Origin of the sequence: Streptomyces sp. NPDC057702 (assembly GCF_042799315.1) — a bacterium.
Classification (GTDB): Bacteria; Actinomycetota; Actinomycetes; order Streptomycetales; family Streptomycetaceae; genus Streptomyces.
Genome location: NZ_JBHVJC010000002.1, coordinates 151,988 through 170,573 on the forward strand (window position 1 = coordinate 151,988; position 18,586 = coordinate 170,573).

Consider the following 18,586-nt stretch of genomic DNA (forward strand, 5'->3'; position numbering starts at 1 on the left):
GCGACGGGATGCCGCGCCGGGGGACGCACATACGGCAGACGCCGCGCGGCAATGGCGCGGCGTGACAGTTGAGGAGTACACCCGGTGGTCAGTCAGGAGCAGCGGCGGCGGCAACTCGCCCGCGAGAAGCTGGAGCGTCAGCAGCGGCGCAAGGCCGCCACCCGGTCGAAGACCAGGAAGCGCAACGCGGCGGTCGCGGGCGGCGTGGTCCTGGCGCTGGTCGCCGGTCTCGTGGTGGCGGCGGTCGGCCTCTTCGACTCCGACGACGACACGGACAAGGCCAAAGCCAAGGCGTGCGCCGAGCCCGCCGAGGGCACGCCGTCCGGGAAGACCTGGAAGAAGGAGCCGAAGGTCACCATCGACACCTCGGCGACGTACACCATGGAGCTGGCGACCACCTGCGGCGACATCACCATCGCCATGGACGCGAAGAAGGCCCCGCACACCGTGAACTCCTTCAACTTCCTGGCCGGCCAGGGGTACTTCGACCACACCCGGTGCCACCGACTGACCGACCAGGGCATCCACGTGCTCCAGTGCGGCGACCCCAAGGGCGACGGCACCGGCACCCCGGGCTACACCATCCCGGACGAGAACCTCAAGGACCCGCGGCTCAAGGGGAACGTGTATCCGGCCGGCACGATCGCCATGGCCAACCGCTACAACCCGCAGCCCACCAAGGGCGAGAGCAAGAACGAGAACAGCGGCGGCAGCCAGTTCTTCATCGTCTACCAGGACAGCGAGCTGCCCCCGTACTACACGCCGTTCGGCACGCTCGCGGGGGGCAAGGACGCGTTGGACAAGATCACCAAGGCCGGTGCGACGGCGCCCGACCCGCAGACCGGGAACACCGCGCCGGTCGCCAACGTCGTTATCAACAAGGCGACCGTCAAGCGCTCTTGAGACGACCGCCGGAGCCCGGCGCCGCCCGCGCGGGGCGGTGAACGGCGCGAGCGTGCGCCCGCGCGAGAGCGCACTGACGCGCGTACTGCGAAATTTCGGTCGCGCTGGATACGGACAGCCGGGCCACCGGTCGCCTATGTTTGCGTTGTGTAGGGTGCCTGCTCCGACGGCTGCCGCCCTGCCGAATCGGTACCCCAGCAGCTCGTCGGACCGGCCCGGCGCTGCCAGGCCGGGAGTAAACCGTGGACGATGCCCGCGGGCCGCGCGCCCGCGCCGGCATCATGTGGAGGAGGCGCTGTGAGCAGCGACCCATGGGGCCGCGTCGACGAGACGGGGACCGTGTACGTGCGTACGGCCGACGGCGAGAAGGTGGTCGGTTCCTGGCAGGCGGGTTCCCCTGACGAGGCCCTGGCCTACTTCGAGCGCAAGTACGAGGGCCTGGTTGTCGAGATCGGCCTCCTCGAACGCCGGGTCAAGACCACCGACCTGTCGGCGAAGGACGCGACAGCCGCCGTCGACCACCTGCGTCAGCAGGTGGACGAGCACCACGCCGTCGGCGACCTCGAAGCGCTGCGGCAGCGGCTCGACCAGCTCGTCCAGACGGTCGAGGCGCGCCGCGAGGAGCGCAAGGTGGCCAAGGCGAAGCAGTCCGACGAGGCCCGCAAGTCCAAGGAAGCGCTGGTCACCGAGGCCGAGGAGCTGGCGGCCAGCGAGCAGTGGCGGTCGGCGGGCGAGCGGCTGCGGGCGCTGGTGGACACCTGGAAGGGGCTGCCGCGCCTGGACCGCAAGACGGACGACGAGCTGTGGCACCGCTTCTCGCACGCCCGCTCCGCGTTCTCCAAGCGGCGCAAGGCCCACTTCGCCTCGCTGGACGCCCAGCGCGAGGACGCCCGCAAGGCCAAGGAGAAGCTGGTCGCGGAGGCCGAGGCGCTGTCCACGTCGACGGACTGGGGACCCACCGCCGCTCGCTACCGCGAGTTGATGGCGGACTGGAAGGCGGCCGGGCGCGCGCAGCGCGAGGCCGAGGACGACCTGTGGAACCGCTTCCGGGGTGCCCAGGACGTCTTCTTCCAGGCACGCGGCGAGGTGTTCGCCGAGCGCGACGCCGAGCAGCGGGAGAACCTGACGCGCAAGGAGGAGCTGGTCGTCGAGGCGGAGAAGCTGCTGCCGGTCACGGACCTCAAGGCGGCGCGGGCGGCGTTCCGTTCGGTCAACGAGCGCTGGGAGGCCATCGGTCACGTGCCGCGCGACGCCCGGCCGAAGATCGAGGGCCGCATGCACGCGGTCGAGCGGGCCATCCAGGACAGCGAGGAGTCGGAGTGGCGCCGCACCAACCCGGAGGCGCGCGCCCGCGCCGCCGGTCTGACCGGGCAGCTCCAGGCCGCCGTGGACAAGCTCCAGGAGCAGGTCGACAAGGCCCGGTCGGCGGGGAACAACGCCAAGGCCGACAAGCTCGCCAGGGAGCTTGAGGGCCGTCAGGCGCTGCTCGACCAGGCGCTGAAGGGGCTCCAGGAGTTCGGCGGCTGACGCCTTCCCTTCGTAGGGTCAACGGCCCCGGCACGCGCTCGCGTGCCGGGGCCCTCTCGTGTCCACCGTTTCGCGCCGGAGCCCTCGCGCGCGGGGCGCGGGCCCCGGCGGGCTGGCGACGCCGGGCTAGGGGCGGCGGGCCGAGGTCACCCGGTAGACGTCGTAGACGCCCTCGACGCCTCGGACCGCCTTGAGCACGTGGCCCAGGTGTTTCGGGTCGCCCATCTCGAAGGTGAAGCGGGAGGTGGCCACCCGGTCGCGGGAGGTCTGGACGGCCGCGGAGAGGATGTTGACGTGCTGGTCGGACAGGACCCGGGTGACGTCCGACAGCAGTCGCGAGCGGTCCAGCGCCTCCACCTGTATCGCCACCAGGAAGACCGAGGACTGGGTGGGCGCCCACTCCACGTCCAGGATCCGCTCCGGCTGCTGCGAGAGGGAGTCGACGTTGACGCAGTCGGCGCGGTGGACGGACACGCCGCTGCCCCGGGTCACGAAGCCGATGATGGGGTCGCCCGGCACGGGCGTACAGCAGCGGGCGAGCTTGACCCACACGTCGTCGACGCCCTTGACGACCACGCCGGGGTCGGCGCTGGAGCGGCGCTTGGTACGGGTGCGCAGCGGGGCGCTCTCGGCGATGTCCTCGCTCGCCGCGTCCTCGCCACCGAGCCCCTGTACGAGCTTTTGCACGATGTTCTGCGCGGTGACGTGCCCCTCGCCGATCGCGGCGTACAGCGAGGAGATGTCGGAGTAGCGCAGCTCGTGCGCGAGGGTGACCAGGGAGTCGCCGGTCAGGATGCGCTGGATCGGCAGGTTCTGCTTGCGCATGGCACGGGCGATGGCGTCCTTGCCCTGCTCGATCGCCTCGTCGCGGCGTTCCTTGGAGAACCAGCCACGGATCTTGTTGCGGGCCCGGGGTGACTTGACGAAGCCCAGCCAGTCGCGGGAGGGGCCGGCGCCGGGGGCCTTGGAGGTGAAGACCTCGACCAGGTCGCCGTTGTCCAGCGTCGATTCGAGGGGGACCAGGCGGCCGTTGACGCGGGCGCCTATCGTGCGGTGGCCGACCTCGGTGTGCACGGCGTACGCGAAGTCGACCGGCGTCGCGCCGGCGGGCAGCGCTATCACGTCGCCCTTGGGCGTGAAGACGAAGACCTCGTTGCGGGAGAGGTCGAAGCGCAGCGACTCCAGGAACTCGCCCGGGTCCTCCGTCTCCTTCTGCCAGTCCAGGAGCTGCCGCAGCCAGGCCATGTCGTTGACGGTGTCCTGCCGGTCGCCCTTGCTCCGGGGCACGTCGGTCCGCACCTTCGAGGCACCGGCGACGGCCTCCTGCTTGTACTTCCAGTGCGCGGCGATGCCGTACTCGGCGCGACGGTGCATGTCGAAGGTGCGGATCTGGAGCTCGACCGGCTTGCCGCTGGGCCCGATGACCGTCGTGTGCAGCGACTGGTACATGTTGAACTTGGGCATCGCGATGTAGTCCTTGAACCGCCCGGGTACCGGGTTCCACCGCGCGTGGATGGTGCCCAGCGCCGCGTAGCAGTCGCGGACGGTGTCCACCAGGACCCGGATGCCCACCAGGTCGTAGATCTCCGCGAAGTCCCGGCCACGGACGATCATCTTCTGGTAGACCGAGTAGTAGTGCTTGGGTCGCCCGGTGACGGTCGCCTTGATGCGGGCCGCGCGCAGGTCGCCCTGGACCTGGTCGGTGACCACGGCCAGGTACTCGTCCCGCTTGGGGGCCCGCTCGGCCACCAGGCGCACGATCTCGTCGTACATCTTGGGGTAGAGGATCGCGAAGGCGAGGTCCTCCAGCTCCCACTTGATGGTGTTCATGCCCAGCCGGTGCGCCAGCGGGGCGTAGATCTCCAGCGTCTCGCGGGCCTTCTTCTCCTGCTTCTCCCGCTTGAGGTAGCGCATGGTGCGCATGTTGTGCAGCCGGTCGGCCAGCTTGATGACCAGCACCCGCGGGTCCCGGGCCATGGCGACGACCATCTTGCGCACGGTCTCCGCCTGCGCGGCCTCGCCGAACTTGACCTTGTCGAGCTTGGTGACCCCGTCGACCAGGAGCGCGACCTGGTCCCCGAAGTCACGGCGCAGCGTGTCCAGGCCGTACTCGGTGTCCTCGACCGTGTCGTGCAGCAGGCCGGCCATCAGCGTCGCCGGGTCCATGCCCAACTCGGCCAGGATGGTGGTGACGGCCAGCGGGTGCGTGATGTACGGGTCGCCGCTCTTGCGCTTCTGGCCCCGGTGCCAGCGCTCGGCGACCTGGTAGGCGCGCTCGATCTGGCGCAGCGTGGAGGTGTCGGCCTTGGGGTCGTTGCCCCGCACGATGCGCAGCAGGGGTTCCAGGACCGGGTTGTACGGGCTGGAGCGCTGCACTCCCAGCCGGGCCAGCCGGGCCCGCACGCGGTTGGACGAGCCCTGGCGGGGCGCGGGCCCCGGCGGCTGGGGGCGGGCCGGCACGCTGGTGTTGGGGCCGCCGGTGGGCAGCGCCGCCGGGGGTTTGGGCCCCGGCTTGGGTCCGGGGCTGGACGCGCCACCGCTTTTCTGGGGCGCATTTTCAGCCGCCCCGCCGCCCGTGGCGTTGGGCTCGGCGGGGTGCGCGGCGGTCAGCGGCTTGGCCTCGTCTGGCAAGAGCACTCCTCAAGCGGGACCCGGTCCGTAACGGGAGTCGGACAGCCATGGTATCGATCCCGCCACACCCATTGTCTCGCCGCATCGGCCGCCCCGGCACGCCGAAGGCGGGCACCCGGGGTGTCCCAGGTGCCCGCCCTCTTTGGGTTCTGGCTGGTCAGACGGCTGTCAGGGCTTCCAGCGGAGCGTCGCCCAAACTGGCTTGGAGTCGCTGTCGGCCACCCAGGAATCCGAGCTCCAGCAGCACCGCGACACCCGCGACCTCGGCCCCGGACCGCCGGATGAGGTGGAGCGACGCCTCGGCGGTGCCGCCGGTGGCCAGCACGTCGTCGATGACCAGGACCCGGTCACCGGCCCGCAACGCGTCGGCGTGCAGTTCGATCTCGGCCGTCCCGTACTCCAGGTCGTACGCCTGCCGCAGGGTCGCCCCCGGCAGCTTGCCCGCCTTGCGCACCGGTACGAAGCCCACTCCGGCGCGCACCGCGACCGGGGCGGCCAGGATGAAGCCACGGGCCTCCAGGCCGACGACCTTGTCCACCCGGTGCGCGCGGCACCGCTCGGCCAGGGCCTCGGTGAGCGCGCCGAAGGCGACCGGGTCGGCCAGCAGCGGGGTGATGTCCTTGAACATCACCCCGGGCTTGGGGTAGTCCGGGACGTCGTGGATGCGGCTGAGCAGCAGCGTACGCAGCTCGTCGGCGTCGGGCCCCAGCGCCGACGGCCCCGGCGCACCGGTGCCGAGGTCGGTGATCTCGGCCCCGTTCATCGACGCTTGCCCGACGGGCGGCCCCGGCCACGGTTGCGGCTGGGCTGGTTGCGCGCGGAGGACTGGGCACGGGTGCCCCGGGGGCCGACGACGCCCGCCGCCGCCTCCTCGGGCTCCTCGGGCTCCTCGTCCGGCTCGGCCGTGTCCTCGGCGTCCTCGACCGTCTCGGCCTTGCCGGTGGACTCGGCTCGGGCCGCCACCGCGGCACGCTTGGCGCGCACCCGCTTGGCCAGGGCCTTCATCTGCGGGTCGCGCTCCTTCAGGTCGGCGACCAGCGGCGTGGCGATGAAGATGGAGGAGTACGCACCGGCGGCGAGGCCGACGAACAGCGCCAGCGAGATGTCGTTGAGCATGCCGGCGCCCAGGAAGCCGCCGCCGATGAACAGCAGCGCGGCGACGGGCAGCAGCGCCACGACGGTGGTGTTGATGGAACGCACCAGGGTGCCGTTGAGGCTGCGGTTGGCGATCTCGCTGTAGGTGTAGCGGGTCTGCTTGGTGAGGTCCTTGGTGCTTTCGCGGAGGCCGTCGAAGACGACGACGGTGTCGTAGAGCGAGTAACCGAGGATGGTCAGCAGACCGATCACGGTGCCCGGGGTGACCTCGAAGCCGACCAGCGCGTACACGCCGACGGTGATGGTGAGGTCGTGGACCAGCGCGATCAGGGCCGCGAGCGCCATGCGCCACTCGAAGGCGATGGCCAGGTAGATCACCACCAGGAGCATGAAGATCGCCAGGCCCTGCCAGGCCTTCTTGGCGATCTCCTCACCCCAGCTCGGGCCGACGAGCTGCGTGTTGATCTTCGAGTTCTCGACGCCGAGTTCCTTGGCGAGCGCCTTCTGGACCGGCTGGGCGGCCTCGGTGTCCAGATCGCTGATCTGGATGCGCAGGCCGCCGTTGCCGAGCTTCTGGGCGATGGCCGTGTGGCCGTCGGCGGAGGACTCCGCCTTCTCGCGCGCGTCGTCGGCCGAGATGCTGGTCTTGGGGGTGGTGAAGACCGCGCCACCGGAGAACTCGATGCCCATGTGCAGACCACGCACCGACAGGCCCACGATGGCCGTGATGGTGATCAGGATCGAGAGGCCGTACCAGATCATCCGCTTGGCGACGAAGTCGTAGCCGACCTCACCGCGGTAGAGCCTGGCGCCGAGGCTGCCGAGTCGGGACATCTCACGCCTCCTTCGTGTCGGCGGGGGCGGTGGGGCGGCGGCTGGCGCGCAGCGGCGGCTTGGCGCCGAGCCGCTTGGGGTCCAGACCCGACCAGGGGTGGCCCGTCGCGAAGAACGAGCGGGTGGCCAGCAGCGTCATCAGGGGCTTGGTGAAGAAGAAGACCACCACGACGTCCAGGAGAGTCGTCAGGCCCAGCGTGAACGCGAAGCCCTGCACCTTGCCGACCGTGACGATGAAGAGCACCGCGGCGGCCAGGAACGAGACGAAGTCGGAGACGAGGATGGTGCGTCGGGCCCGGGGCCAGCCGCGCTCGACGGCGGGGCGCAGCGTGCGGCCCTCGCGGATCTCGTCCCGGACGCGTTCGAAGTAGACGATGAACGAGTCCGCCGTGATGCCGATGGCCACGATCGCGCCACAGACGGCCGGTAGGTTCAGGGCGAACTGGATCGCCTCGCCGAGCAGCACCATCAGCGAGTAGGTGAGCGTGGCGGAGACACCGAGGCTGGCGATGGCCACCAGGGCCAGGCCCCGGTAGTAGACGACCATGTAGATGATGACCAGCGCGAGGCCGATGGCGCCCGCGATCAGGCCGGCCCGCAGCTGCTCCTCGCCCAGCGCGGAGGAGACGGTGGTCTCGTCGACGATGTCGAAGGTCAGCGGCAGCGAACCGTAGGACAGGATGTTGGCCAGGTCCTCGGCCTCCTCCTGCTTGAAGCCACCGGAGATCTCCGCCTTGCCACCCTTGATGGCGAAGGTGACCTCGGCGTTCGAGGCGACCTCGCCGTCCAGGACGATGCCGAACTGGTTCTGCGGGGACTGCTGCTTGGCGAGCTCACCGGTGATCTTGCCGAACTGCTTGCCGCCCTTGCCGTCGAAGTCGAGCTGCACGATCCAGCCCGAGCCGCCCTGGGCGCTGAAGACCGCGGAGGCGTCCTCCACGCGGTCGCCCTCCAGCTCGACGGGGCCCAGGATGAACTTGGCCTGGCCCTTGCGGTCGCACGCGATGATCGGCTGATCGTTCGGCCGGCCAGCGGCCCGCTGGCTGGCGTCGGAGCGGGACTTGGCCGTCGTGCAGTCCAACGCCGCGAACTGCTTCTGCAGCTCCTCGGCCTGCTTGGCCTGGTCGGCCTGCTCCTTGGTCGGCTTCTGCGGAGCGTCACCACCGGTGGGCGTCGGCGTGGGAGTGGGCGCCTTGCGCAGCGCGCTGGGGATGGCGCGGCCCTGGGTGGTGGCGGAGGAGGTGGGCGTGGGCGCCGTGGCGCCGTCCTGGTCGCCCTTGTCGTCCTTGCCGTCGCCCTTGTCGGCGTCCTTGTCCTTGCCGTCGCTCTTGTCCGGAGTCTCCTTCGGCTTGGGAGCGTCGGCCCCGGGGTCCTTGGTGGGCTTGCCGTCGGCGATGGTCAACACCGGGCGGAAGCCGAGCTTGGCCGTGGTACCGACCTGCTTGCGAGCCTGATCAGCGTCCGTCCCCTTGGGGATGTTGACGATGATGTGCTTGCGGCCCTGGGTCTGGACCTCGGCCTCGGAGACACCGAGCCCGTTGACGCGCCGTTCCATGATGTTGACGGCGGTGTCCATGTTGTCGCTGTTGATCGCGTTGGGCTTGCCGGGCTCGTTCTTGGCCTCCAGCGTGAAGCTGGTGCCGCCCGCGAGGTCGATGCCCAGCCGCGGGGTGGTGTTGCCGGAGAGGAACATGCCTCCGACCAGCGCCACCATGGCGACCAAGATCCCGACGAGGGCACGACCGGGCCTGCCTTGGGCCCCGGGGGACCTACGGCCCTTCTTCGGTGCTGCCACCTTTTCGTTTCTCCCTGTCCAACCGTCCGGCGCCGGGTGTGCGCCGGACGGCCACGAAGTGTTGTGGGGACGTGCCCCCGCCGGAGCCTAGACCGACTCGTGGCCGCTGCGCACCGAGCGGTGGTGCGAAAGCGGCCTACGAGGTGCGACTACTTCTACTTGGCGTCGTCGTCGCCCGACCCCTTGCGGTTCTCGGGCTTGACGTCCTCCGGCTCCGTGGCGTCGGCATCGGTGTCGCCGGCGGCGTCGGCCTTGTCGGCGTCTTCCGTGGCGTCACCCTTGGTGATGTCAACCCGTCGCTCGTCCTTGCCCTCGGCCTCGGTCAGGGAGGAGGCGTCGTCGGGGACCACGGGGGCGTCATCGTGCTCGGCCTCGATGCCGTGCACGATGCGGTTGTACTCAGCGTCGTCGAGAACCGCACCCACCGAGTTCTTCGCGAAAATGGCGTGCACGCCCGGCGCGACCTCAAGCAGGAGCGTGTCGTCGTGAACCTCCTTGACCGTGGCGTACATGCCGCCAATGGTCCGCACGCCGGTGCCCGGCTGGATCTCGTCACGCATCTGCGCCGCCTGGCGCTGCTTGTTCTTGGCCGATCGGGTCATCAGGAACATGGCCCCGATAAGCACGACGAACGGCAGGAGAGTCACGATATTCACGGGACGGAATTTCCTTCGCACGACCGCGAATGCACGGCCTGGTATACGGGGGTGGGTGCGCCGCCCTTAACAGACGGCATCGGCGGAGTCTAAGCGAGCTCGCGCCTATGGAACAACGCCCAGCATTGCACCGGGGTTCCTGCGCGGACCACTCTCCGCGCCGTCAGCGACCGAACAGCCCCGGCTGCGCGCCGGCGCCCGTGCCCTGCGGCGGGGTGAGCCCGAGGTGCGCCCAGGCCGCCGGCGTACCGACGCGACCCCGGGGCGTGCGGGCCAGCAGTCCCTCCCGTACGAGGAAGGGTTCGGCCACCTCCTCGACCGTCTCACGCTCCTCCCCCACCGCGACCGCCAGCGTGGACAGGCCCACCGGACCGCCGCCGAACAGCTTGAGCAGTGCCGTCAACACGGCCCGGTCCAGCCGGTCGAGACCGCGCGCGTCCACGTCGTAGACCGCCAGGGCCCGCGCGGCGATCTCCTGGGTGATCACGCCGTCGGCCTTGACCTGCGCGTAGTCGCGCACCCGGCGCAGCAGGCGGTTGGCGATACGCGGCGTGCCCCGGGAGCGGCCGGCGATCTCGGCGGCGCCCGTCGCCTCGATCTCGACGTCCAGAAGGCGCGCGGAGCGGTCGATGACGCGCTCCAGCTCGGGCGCGCCGTAGAACTCCATGTGTCCGGTGAAGCCGAAGCGGTCGCGCAGCGGGGGCGGCAGCAGACCGGCCCGGGTGGTGGCGCCGACCAGGGTGAAGGGCGGGAGCTCCAGGGGAATGGCGGTGGCGCCGGGGCCCTTGCCGACGATGACGTCGACGCGGAAGTCCTCCATCGCCATGTAGAGCATCTCCTCCGCGGGGCGCGACATGCGGTGGATCTCGTCGAGGAAGAGCACCTCACCCTCGGTCAGGGAGGAGAGGATGGCGGCGAGGTCTCCGGCGTGCTGGATGGCGGGGCCCGAGGTGATGCGGATCGGGGCTCCCATCTCGGCCGCGATGATCATCGAAAGAGTGGTCTTCCCCAGGCCCGGGGCGCCGGAGAGCAGGACGTGGTCGGCCGTGGCGCCGCGCTGGCGGGCGGCGCGCAGCACCAGGTCGAGTTGCTCGCGGACGCGTTCCTGGCCGACGAACTCGCCCAGGTCCTTCGGCCGCAGCGCGGCCTCGATGGCCTGCTCCTCGCCGTCCGCCTCGGCGCCCAACAACCGGTCGGCGCCCAGACCGACCGGGCCGGCCGCACCGGTCAGCTCCGGTGCGAACTCCCCGTGGGTGTCGTCCCCGTTCATGACGTCCTCATCTCGTACGCGCGGTGCCGGACTGCCGGCCGTCAGCGGGCCCGGCCCAGACTCTGCAGGGCGGCTCGCAACAGGGTCGCCACCTGCGGCTCGGCCCCGCTGGCCACGGCCTCCTCGGCCTGTGGCGCGACGGCGGCCACCGCCTCGTCGGCCTCGCGGGTGGCGTACCCCAGGCCGATCAGCGCGCCGTGCAACTGGTCACGCCAACCGGCGGTGACCGGGCTGCCCACGCCGACGCCGCCCGCGCCGCCGACGGGGTCGCCGAGCCGGTCCTTGAGCTCCAACAGCAGGCGCTGGGCGCCCTTCTTGCCGATGCCGGGGACCGCCATCAGGGCCTTCTCGTCGCCGCCGGCGACCGCCCGGCGCAGCGCGTCGGGGGCGTGCACGGCGAGCATGGCCTGGGCGAGTCGGGGGCCGACCCCGCTGGCGGTCTGCAGGAGTTCGAAGACCTGGCGCTCGTCGTCGTCGGCGAAGCCGTACAACGTCAGCGAGTCCTCGCGGACCACGAGCGAGGTGGCCAGGCGCGCGGGCTGGCCCGTGCGCAGCGCGGCCAGGGTGGCGGGGGTGCACTGCACGGCCATGCCGACGCCGCCGACCTCGATGACGGCGAGGTCGGGCCCGAGGGCGGCCACCTGTCCTTGGACGAACGCGATCATGCGGGGCCCTTCCGGGAGCGTGCGGGGGTGGTGGACGCGCGCCGGCCGGAGGCGGGCCGGGCCGGTGCTGACGCGTCAGGCCGCGGGCTCGCGGCGGGCTGGGCGGCGGTCGGGCGGGCCTGGCGGTGTGCGGCGACGGCCTGCTGGAGCCGGTTGGTGGCGGGGGCCCGCCAGATGTGGCAGATGGCGAGCGCGAGGGCGTCGGCGGCGTCGGCGGGCTTGGGTGGCGTGTCCAGCCGCAGCAGGCGCGTGACCATCGCGCCTACCTGCGCCTTGTCGGCCCGACCGGAGCCGGTGACGGCGGCCTTGACCTCGCTGGGGGTGTGCAGCGCGACGGGCAGCCCGCGCCGGGCCGCGCACAGCATGGCGACGGCGCTGGCCTGGGCGGTGCCCATCACGGTCTGGACGTTGTGCTGGGCGAACACCCGCTCCACCGCGACCAGTTCGGGCCGGTGCAGGTCGAGCCAGCGCTCGATGCCGCGCTCGATGAGCACCAGGCGCCCGCCGATGTCGGCGTCGGCCGCCGTGCGGATGACACCGACGTCCACCATGCGCAGGGGCCGGCCCGCGACGCCGTCGACGACGCCGATGCCGCAGCGGGTCAGCCCCGGGTCCACGCCGAGCACCCGCATCGCGCGCCCTCCCCTTCACTGACGTATGCCTCGTGTGTGTCGGGGTCTTCCCCCAGCAGGCACAGTATCCGCTGGCTGTGACAACGCGACGGGCCGACGGGGCGTCCCGTCGGCCCGATGGCGAGCGTGCCTCGCGCGCCGAGGGCACCGGTGGCGCGGTGGGCCGGGGCTCGACTCGCCTCGACCCGCTCACACGCTCCGGCGCGCGCTACGCGTCGACCTTCTCCATGACCTCGTCGGACACGTCGAAGTTGGCGAAGACGTTCTGCACGTCGTCACTGTCCTCCAGCGCGTCGATGAGCTTGAAGATCTTGCGGGCGCCCTCCTCGTCCAGCTGGACCTGCATGGTGGGCACGAAGTTGGCGTCGGCCGAGTCGTAGTCGATGCCCTCCTGCTGGAGCGCGGTGCGCACGGCCACCAGGTCGGTGGCCTCGCTGATCACCTCGAACGTCTCGCCGAGGTCGTTGACCTCCTCGGCGCCCGCGTCGAGCACGGCGCCGAGCACGTCGTCCTCGGCCAGCTCACCCTTGGGGACGATCACCACGCCCTTGCGGTGGAACAGGTACGAGACCGAGCCCGGGTCGGCCATCGAGCCGCCGTTACGGGTCATGGCCACGCGCACGTCCGAGGCGGCCCGGTTGCGGTTGTCCGTCAGACACTCGATGAGCACCGCGACACCGTTCGGACCGTAGCCCTCGTACATGATGGTCTCGTAGTCGGCGCCGCCCGCCTCAAGACCCGCACCGCGCTTGACCGCGCTGTCGATGTTCTTGTTCGGCACGGAGCTCTTCTTGGCCTTCTGGATGGCGTCGAAGAGGGTGGGGTTGCCGTCCGGATCGGCGCCGCCCGTCCGCGCGGCGACCTCGACGTTCTTGATCAGCTTCGCGAAGAGCTTGCCGCGCTTGGCATCGATCACGGCCTTCTTGTGCTTCGTCGTAGCCCATTTAGAGTGGCCGGACATCCGCCTGTCTCCTTCGCGTAACCAAATTCCTTACGAACGCCTGCGATCCTACCGGGATCACGGGCCCTGACCGCGCCCGGACTCCGGGCGGGTCCTTCGACGGGCGGCACGGGAGCTGGGGCTCTCGCCCGGTGCGCGAGGGCGCGGGGGAAGGACGGACCCTCCGTGGGCGCGGCGGTCTCAGCTCCGGCGCACCATGTCCACGAACAGGGCGTGCACCCGGTGGTCGCCGGTCAGTTCGGGGTGGAAGGACGTGGCGAGCACGTTGCCCTGGCGGACGGCGACGGTGTGGCCGTCGTGCACGGCGAGTACGTCCACGGCCGCGCCGACGGACTCGACCCAGGGCGCGCGGATGAAGACGCCGTCCACCGGGCCGCCCTCGACGCCCTTGACGTCGACCGCCGCCTCGAAGGACTCGTTCTGCCGGCCGAAGGCGTTGCGGCGCACGGTCATGTCGATGCCGCCGAAGGTCTCCTGGTCGTCCCGGCCGTCCAGCACCTTGTCCGCCAGCATGATCATGCCCGCGCAGGTGCCGTACACCGGCAGCCCCGCGCGCACCCGCGCGCGTACCGGCTCCAGCAGCCCGAAGACGGCGGCGAGCTTGGACATCGTGGTGGACTCGCCACCCGGGATGACCAGGGCGTCCACCTCCTCCAGCTCGGCGGCGCGGCGCACGGGGCGGGCCACGGCGTCGGCCGCGGCGAGCGCGATGAGGTGTTCGCGGACGTCGCCCTGGAGGGCGAGGACACCGACGGTGGGGGTGGCAAGGGCGCTGGACACGGAGGGGAACCTCGCAGGGAAGGGGTGGGGCCGGGCGCGAGGCCGGGCCCGGGGACTGCTGGCGCTGCCGGGTGGCGGGCGGCCCGCGCTGGCGCGCGGTGCCGGGCGGGGCCCGCGCTCGCGCGGGCCGCCCGCCTCAGCTCGACCGGGGCCGGCTCACCAACCGCGGTTGGCGTACCGCTCGGACTCGGGGAGGGTGTCGCAGTTGATGCCGACCATGGCCTCGCCCAGGTCGCGGGAGGCGTCCGCGATCACCTTGGGGTCGTCGTAGAAGGTGGTGGCCTTCACGATGGCGGCGGCGCGCTTGGCCGGGTCGCCGGACTTGAAGATGCCCGAGCCGACGAAGACGCCCTCGGCGCCGAGCTGGCGCATCAGCGCGGCGTCGGCGGGGGTGGCCACGCCACCGGCGGAGAACAGCACGACCGGCAGCTTGCCGAGCTCGGCGACCTCCTTGACCAGCTCGTACGGGGCGCGCAGCTCCTTGGCGGCGGCGAACAGCTCGTTGTGGTCCAGCGAGCGCAGGCGGCCGATCTCACCCTTGATCTGACGCAGGTGCCGCACGGCCTCGACGACGTTGCCGGTGCCGGCCTCGCCCTTGGAACGGATCATGGCCGCGCCCTCGGCGATGCGGCGCAGGGCCTCGCCCAGGTTGGTGGCGCCACAGACGAACGGGGTGGTGAAGGCCCACTTGTCGCTGTGGTTGACCTCGTCGGCGGGGGTGAGGACCTCGGACTCGTCGATGTAGTCGACGCCGAGCGACTGGAGGATCTGGGCCTCGACGAAGTGGCCGATACGGGACTTGGCCATCACGGGGATGGAGACCGCGCTGATGATCCCGTCGATCATGTCCGGGTCGGACATCCGGGCCACGCCGCCGTCCTTGCGGATGTCGGCCGGAACGCGCTCAAGGGCCATCACCGCGACGGCGCCCGCGTCCTCGGCGATCTTCGCTTCCTCCGGCGTGACGACGTCCATGATCACGCCGCCCTTGAGCTGCTCGGCCATGCCGCGCTTGACGCGGGCGGTGCCGGTCTCGGGGTGCTGGGAAGCGGTTTCGGGCGTGCTGGGGGACGTGCTCGACACGGTGTGACCTCACTCGATACGAATAGCGCGAATGGTCCTATCGTAGGCCCGTTCGAAACGCGGGTCGGAATGGCCTTCCGGTCCAGGTCCGGGCCGATACTGCTACACCCCTGACAAAACCCGCTGGTGGCCCTGGACGGCAAGGGCCAATCCACGGCCGGTGGCTCGTCGGGTGGCCGGCCCGCCCCTCACCTCGGGGTTCGTGCCGCTAGGCGATCCGGCCGGCCAGCGCGACCGGCGGTTCGTCGTCCATCTCGAAGGCCAGTGGAAACGGCGCGTGACCCGCGAGCCGGAACCAGCGCACCTTGCGGTGGCGGCGCAGCGCCCGCGCCGCCCGGACCGCGTCGTTGTGGAACCGCCGGGCCATCGGCACCCGGCGTACCGCCGCCACCAGCTCCCCCACCGCCGCCTGGCCCCCCGGCGCCCGCTGGACCGCCGCGACCTGGGCGGGCTCGGCGAACACGGCCCGCAGCGCCTGGCTGAGCTCGCTCTCGGCCACCTCGCGCTGTTCCTCCTCGGCCTGCCGCGCGGCCTGCGCCGCCTGGTAGAGCACGATGGAGGCGGCCGGGTCGAGCAGGCTGGAGGTGGCCAGCTCCTGGGCGACCGAGGCCCGCCGCAGCAACTGCGCGTCCAGCGCCGCGCGGGTGGCGTCCAGCCGGGTGTGCAGCCGGTCCAGGCGCCCGGCGGTCCACAGCAGATATCCGGCGATGGCGAGCAGAACGACCGCGATCCAGATCAAAGTGGTCACGCCGGGTCACGGTACCGGCTCTCGATCACCGTCCGAGCCCGCCCCGGTCCCCCGCCGCCGGCCGCCACCGGCCGCGCCCGCGCGGTGTGCGCCCCGGGGCCCGGCTACTCGCGGCCGAGCCCGAAGCGGAACCGTGGCGTGGGGCGCTCGTCGGTGGCCACCGAGGCCGCGCCCGCGGTGACCGTCTCGTAGACGGCCAGGATGTCGGTGCCCACCGTGGACCAGTCGAAGCGGCGCACATGGCGCGCGCCGCTGGCCCGCAGCTCCTCCCGCCGGCCCGGGTCGGCCAGCAGCCGCACCGCGGCCGAGGCCAGCGCCGCCGCGTCCTCGCCTCGGAACAGCTCGCCCGCCGCACCCTGGTCCAGCACCTGGGCGAACGCGTCCAGGTCGCTGGCCAGCACGGGGGCCCCCGCCGACATCGCCTCGACCAGGATGATCCCGAAGCTCTCGCCTCCGGTGTTGGGCGCGACGTACAGGTCCACGCTGCGCAACAGGCGCGCCTTGTCCTCGTCGCTGACCATGCCGAGGAACTCCACGCGCTCGCGCACCTCGGCGGGCAGGCCCGCGACGGCCTCCTCCTCGTCGCCGCGCCCGGCGACCAGCAGCCGGGTGTGCGGATGCGCGGCGAGGATCTCCGGCAGTGCCCGCATCAGCACCGGCAGCCCCTTGCGCGGCTCGTCGATGCGCCCGATGAACCCGATGGAGTGGCCGCCCGCCCCGGGCTCGGGGGCCCCGCCGAGCCACTCCTCCCGGGGTTCGGCGCGCGCGAAGAAGTCGACGTCCACGCCGTTGGGGATGACCACGGCGTCGCCGCCCAGGTGCTCGACCAGGGTGCGCCGGGCGTACTCGCTGACCGCGATGCGGGCGCTGATCTTCTCCAGCGCGGCCTGCAGGATCGGGTACGCGGCGATCATCGCCCGCGAGCGCGGGTTGGAGGTGTGGAAGGTGGCCACGATCGGGCCCTGCGCCGCCCAGCAGGCCAGCAGGCCGAGCGAGGGCGAGGTGGGCTCGTGGATGTGGATCACGTCGAAGTCGCCCTCGTGCAGCCAGCGGCGTACCCGGGCGGCGGAGAGGAAGCCGAAGTTGAGGCGGGCGACCGAGCCGTTGTACGGCACGGGCACGGCCCGCCCGGCGGAGACGGCGTAGGCCGGCAGGGGCGTGTCCTCGTCGGCGGGGGCGAGCACGGAGACCTCGTGTCCGCTGCGGATGAGGTGCTCGGCCAGGTCACGGATGTGGAACTGCACGCCGCCGGGGACGTCCCACGAGTACGGGCAGACGATCCCGATTCTCAACTCTTCTCCGTTCCGGGGCCGCCGGGGCTGCCGTCGGGGCGCGGGGTGAGGTCGCTGAGCCACAGGCGTTGCAGCATGTGCCAGTCGTACGGGTGGTCGGCGATGCCGGCGGCGAAGGTGTCGGCCAGGCGCTGGGTCATGACGGCGGTGCGCTCGGCGCGGGTGCCCGCGCCCGGGTCCTGGACCGGTGGGTGCACCCGGCCTCCCATGGTCGGCGACCGGTCGTACCAGAGCGTGACCGGCAGCAGCAGCGCCCCGGTCCGCACGGCCAGCGACGCGGGCCCGCCGGGCATCTTCGCGGCCTCGCCGAAGAAGCTCACCTCGACACCGGAGGCCGACATGTCGCGGTCGGCGACCAGGCACACCAGGCCGCCGGCGCGCAGCCGTCGGGCGAGCGCGCCGAACGCGCTGCCGCCGGTGTGCGGGAGCACCTCCATGCCCAGGCCCTCGCGGTAGGCGACGAAGCGGTCGTAGAGCGTCTCGGGCCGCAGCCGCTCCATGACGGTGGTGAACGGCACGTCCAGCGTGGTGGTGACCCAGGCCCCGGCCAGGTCGTAGTTGGCCATGTGGGGCAGGGCCAGGACCACGCCGCGTCCGCTGGCCAGCCCGTCCACCAGATGGTGCACGTCGGCCGGTGCGAAGCCCTCGCGGACACGGTCCGCGCTCCAGGTGGGCAGGCGGAAGGACTCCAGCCAGTAGCGGGTGTACGAGCGCACGCCCAGCCGGGAGAGCGCGGCCAGCCGGTGGGCGGACGCCTCGGGCACCACGCGGGCCAGGTTCGTCTCCAGTTGGCGCACCCCGCCGCCTCGGCGGCGCCAGAGGGTGTCGGCGGCGTGCTGGCCGACGCGCGTGACGACCGGTTCGGGCAGCGCCTTCAGGGTGTTCCAGCCCAGCCCGTAGAGCGCGTCGGTCAGGCGCTCCCTCACCCCCGCTCGCTCCCCCTGCGCGCGGACGCGCCGGCCGCGGCGGTGGTCTCCGCGCCGTCCTCGGCCGTGCCGTCCGCCTCGCCGGTGTCCGCCGCGTCGGCCTCGAACGCCTCACGCCGTACCGTGATCACACGCTGGACCAGGGTGACCAGACTGCCTACGGCGACCGCCCACAGCGCGATCGGGAGCAGGATGTCGATGTGCGGGACGCCGAACTTGTGCAGCCCGGAGAAGCCGCACGCGACCAGCGAGATGACCAGGCGCTCGGCCCGCTCGACGAGCCCGTTGACGTTGACCGGCAGTCCGATGGACTCCCCGCGCGCCTTGGTGTACGACACGACCTGGCCGCTGGCCAGGCAGAAGATGGTCACCGCGCACATCGTGACGCTGTCGCCGCCACCGGCGTACCACAGAGCGAGTCCGCCGAAGATCGCGCCGTCGGCGACCCGGTCGAGCGTCGAGTCCAGGAACGCGCCCCAGCGGCTCGAGCGGCCGAGCTGGCGCGCCATGTTGCCGTCGACCAGGTCGGAGAAGACGAACAGGGTGATGACCACCGTGCCCCAGAAGAACTCGCCCATGGGGTAGAAGACCAGCGCGCCGGCCATGACCCCACCGGTTCCGATGAGGGTCACGGCGTCGGGGCTGACCCCGAGCCGGATGAGCAGGGCGGCGAACGGCGTGAGAACACGCGTGAAGAACGCACGCGCGTACTTGTTCAGCATGGCCTTCCCGAAGGTCGAAACGGGCCGCGTGGTCAGCAGACCACCGGCTGGCCCATCGTAGCCACG

17 protein-coding genes are annotated in these 18,586 nt (G+C 71.7%); 2 read left to right on the top strand and 15 right to left on the bottom strand.

All coding sequences use genetic code 11. From position 1 onward, the window contains the following. Positions 1 to 84: 84 nt before the first annotated feature. Both ACFVFR_RS02050 and ACFVFR_RS02055 read left to right on the top strand, forming a co-directional pair. On the top strand, positions 85 to 903 hold the full coding sequence (locus ACFVFR_RS02050) for a peptidylprolyl isomerase (protein WP_383697110.1): 819 nt from the start codon (positions 85 to 87) through the stop codon (positions 901 to 903). A 297-nt stretch (positions 904 to 1,200) separates the two neighbouring features. Continuing rightward, complete coding sequence (locus tag ACFVFR_RS02055) at positions 1,201 to 2,430, top strand: DUF349 domain-containing protein (RefSeq protein ID WP_383697112.1); 1,230 nt, start codon at positions 1,201 to 1,203, stop codon at positions 2,428 to 2,430. A gap of 126 nt (positions 2,431 to 2,556) precedes the next feature. Here the strand turns inward: ACFVFR_RS02055 and ACFVFR_RS02060 are convergent, their stop codons facing one another. The 15 genes from ACFVFR_RS02060 to pgsA form a co-directional block, all read right to left on the bottom strand. Further along, entirely contained in the window at positions 2,557 to 5,040 is a 2,484-nt protein-coding gene (locus tag ACFVFR_RS02060; RefSeq protein WP_383697400.1) for a RelA/SpoT family protein, read from the bottom strand. Positions 5,041 to 5,218: 178 nt separating this feature from the next. Then, a complete protein-coding gene (locus ACFVFR_RS02065) occupies positions 5,219 to 5,824 on the bottom strand; it encodes an adenine phosphoribosyltransferase (RefSeq protein ID WP_383697114.1) in 606 nt (201 codons plus the stop codon). Next, the gene (secF, locus tag ACFVFR_RS02070; RefSeq protein ID WP_383697117.1) at positions 5,821 to 6,990 is read right to left on the bottom strand and encodes a protein translocase subunit SecF; all 1,170 of its coding nucleotides are present in this window, start codon (positions 6,988 to 6,990) and stop codon (positions 5,821 to 5,823) included. The genes ACFVFR_RS02065 and secF overlap by 4 nt, the downstream gene beginning before the upstream one ends. Position 6,991: 1 nt before the next feature. Beyond that, the gene (gene secD / locus ACFVFR_RS02075) at positions 6,992 to 8,785 is read right to left on the bottom strand and encodes a protein translocase subunit SecD (protein WP_383697119.1); all 1,794 of its coding nucleotides are present in this window, start codon (positions 8,783 to 8,785) and stop codon (positions 6,992 to 6,994) included. A 155-nt stretch (positions 8,786 to 8,940) separates the two neighbouring features. Then, positions 8,941 to 9,441, bottom strand: a complete 501-nt coding sequence (gene yajC, locus ACFVFR_RS02080) for a preprotein translocase subunit YajC (RefSeq protein ID WP_383697122.1) — start codon at positions 9,439 to 9,441, stop codon at positions 8,941 to 8,943. A gap of 163 nt (positions 9,442 to 9,604) precedes the next feature. After that, positions 9,605 to 10,711 (bottom strand): Holliday junction branch migration DNA helicase RuvB, encoded by a 1,107-nt coding sequence (ruvB, locus tag ACFVFR_RS02085; RefSeq protein WP_383697124.1) that lies wholly within the window; start codon positions 10,709 to 10,711, stop codon positions 9,605 to 9,607. A gap of 41 nt (positions 10,712 to 10,752) precedes the next feature. Beyond that, a complete protein-coding gene (ruvA, locus tag ACFVFR_RS02090) occupies positions 10,753 to 11,376 on the bottom strand; it encodes a Holliday junction branch migration protein RuvA (protein ID WP_383697126.1) in 624 nt (207 codons plus the stop codon). Further along, positions 11,373 to 12,008, bottom strand: coding sequence for a crossover junction endodeoxyribonuclease RuvC (gene ruvC, locus ACFVFR_RS02095; protein ID WP_383697129.1), 636 nt, complete (start codon positions 12,006 to 12,008; stop codon positions 11,373 to 11,375). The genes ruvA and ruvC overlap by 4 nt, the downstream gene beginning before the upstream one ends. Positions 12,009 to 12,216: 208 nt before the next feature. Continuing rightward, positions 12,217 to 12,969, bottom strand: coding sequence for a YebC/PmpR family DNA-binding transcriptional regulator (locus tag ACFVFR_RS02100; protein ID WP_383697131.1), 753 nt, complete (start codon positions 12,967 to 12,969; stop codon positions 12,217 to 12,219). A 180-nt stretch (positions 12,970 to 13,149) separates the two neighbouring features. After that, positions 13,150 to 13,749: a pyridoxal 5'-phosphate synthase glutaminase subunit PdxT gene (pdxT, locus tag ACFVFR_RS02105; RefSeq protein ID WP_383697133.1), complete on the bottom strand. Its 600-nt coding sequence runs from the start codon at positions 13,747 to 13,749 to the stop codon at positions 13,150 to 13,152. A gap of 156 nt (positions 13,750 to 13,905) precedes the next feature. After that, on the bottom strand, positions 13,906 to 14,832 hold the full coding sequence (gene pdxS / locus ACFVFR_RS02110; protein ID WP_383697136.1) for a pyridoxal 5'-phosphate synthase lyase subunit PdxS: 927 nt from the start codon (positions 14,830 to 14,832) through the stop codon (positions 13,906 to 13,908). Between the two features lie 208 nt (positions 14,833 to 15,040). Next, complete coding sequence (locus ACFVFR_RS02115; RefSeq protein ID WP_383697139.1) at positions 15,041 to 15,580, bottom strand: hypothetical protein; 540 nt, start codon at positions 15,578 to 15,580, stop codon at positions 15,041 to 15,043. A gap of 104 nt (positions 15,581 to 15,684) precedes the next feature. Continuing rightward, positions 15,685 to 16,872, bottom strand: coding sequence for a glycosyltransferase family 4 protein (locus ACFVFR_RS02120; RefSeq protein WP_383697141.1), 1,188 nt, complete (start codon positions 16,870 to 16,872; stop codon positions 15,685 to 15,687). Next, positions 16,869 to 17,798: a phosphatidylinositol mannoside acyltransferase gene (locus ACFVFR_RS02125; RefSeq protein WP_383697144.1), complete on the bottom strand. Its 930-nt coding sequence runs from the start codon at positions 17,796 to 17,798 to the stop codon at positions 16,869 to 16,871. The genes ACFVFR_RS02120 and ACFVFR_RS02125 overlap by 4 nt, the downstream gene beginning before the upstream one ends. Beyond that, positions 17,795 to 18,520 (bottom strand): phosphatidylinositol phosphate synthase, encoded by a 726-nt coding sequence (gene pgsA / locus ACFVFR_RS02130; protein ID WP_383697147.1) that lies wholly within the window; start codon positions 18,518 to 18,520, stop codon positions 17,795 to 17,797. The genes ACFVFR_RS02125 and pgsA overlap by 4 nt, the downstream gene beginning before the upstream one ends. Positions 18,521 to 18,586 lie beyond the last annotated feature (66 nt).

Excerpts from the sequence above, each read along its gene's own strand:
- ACFVFR_RS02065 (WP_383697114.1), bottom strand. The coding sequence starts at position 5,824 with ATGAACGGGGCCGAGATCACCGACCTCGGCACCGGTGCGCCGGGGCCG.
- secF (WP_383697117.1), bottom strand. The coding sequence starts at position 6,990 with ATGTCCCGACTCGGCAGCCTCGGCGCCAGGCTCTACCGCGGTGAGGTC.
- ruvB (WP_383697124.1), bottom strand. The coding sequence starts at position 10,711 with ATGAACGGGGACGACACCCACGGGGAGTTCGCACCGGAGCTGACCGGT.
- ruvA (WP_383697126.1), bottom strand. The coding sequence starts at position 11,376 with ATGATCGCGTTCGTCCAAGGACAGGTGGCCGCCCTCGGGCCCGACCTC.
- ruvC (WP_383697129.1), bottom strand. The coding sequence starts at position 12,008 with ATGCGGGTGCTCGGCGTGGACCCGGGGCTGACCCGCTGCGGCATCGGC.
- ACFVFR_RS02100 (WP_383697131.1), bottom strand. The coding sequence starts at position 12,969 with ATGTCCGGCCACTCTAAATGGGCTACGACGAAGCACAAGAAGGCCGTG.
- pgsA (WP_383697147.1), bottom strand. The coding sequence starts at position 18,520 with ATGCTGAACAAGTACGCGCGTGCGTTCTTCACGCGTGTTCTCACGCCG.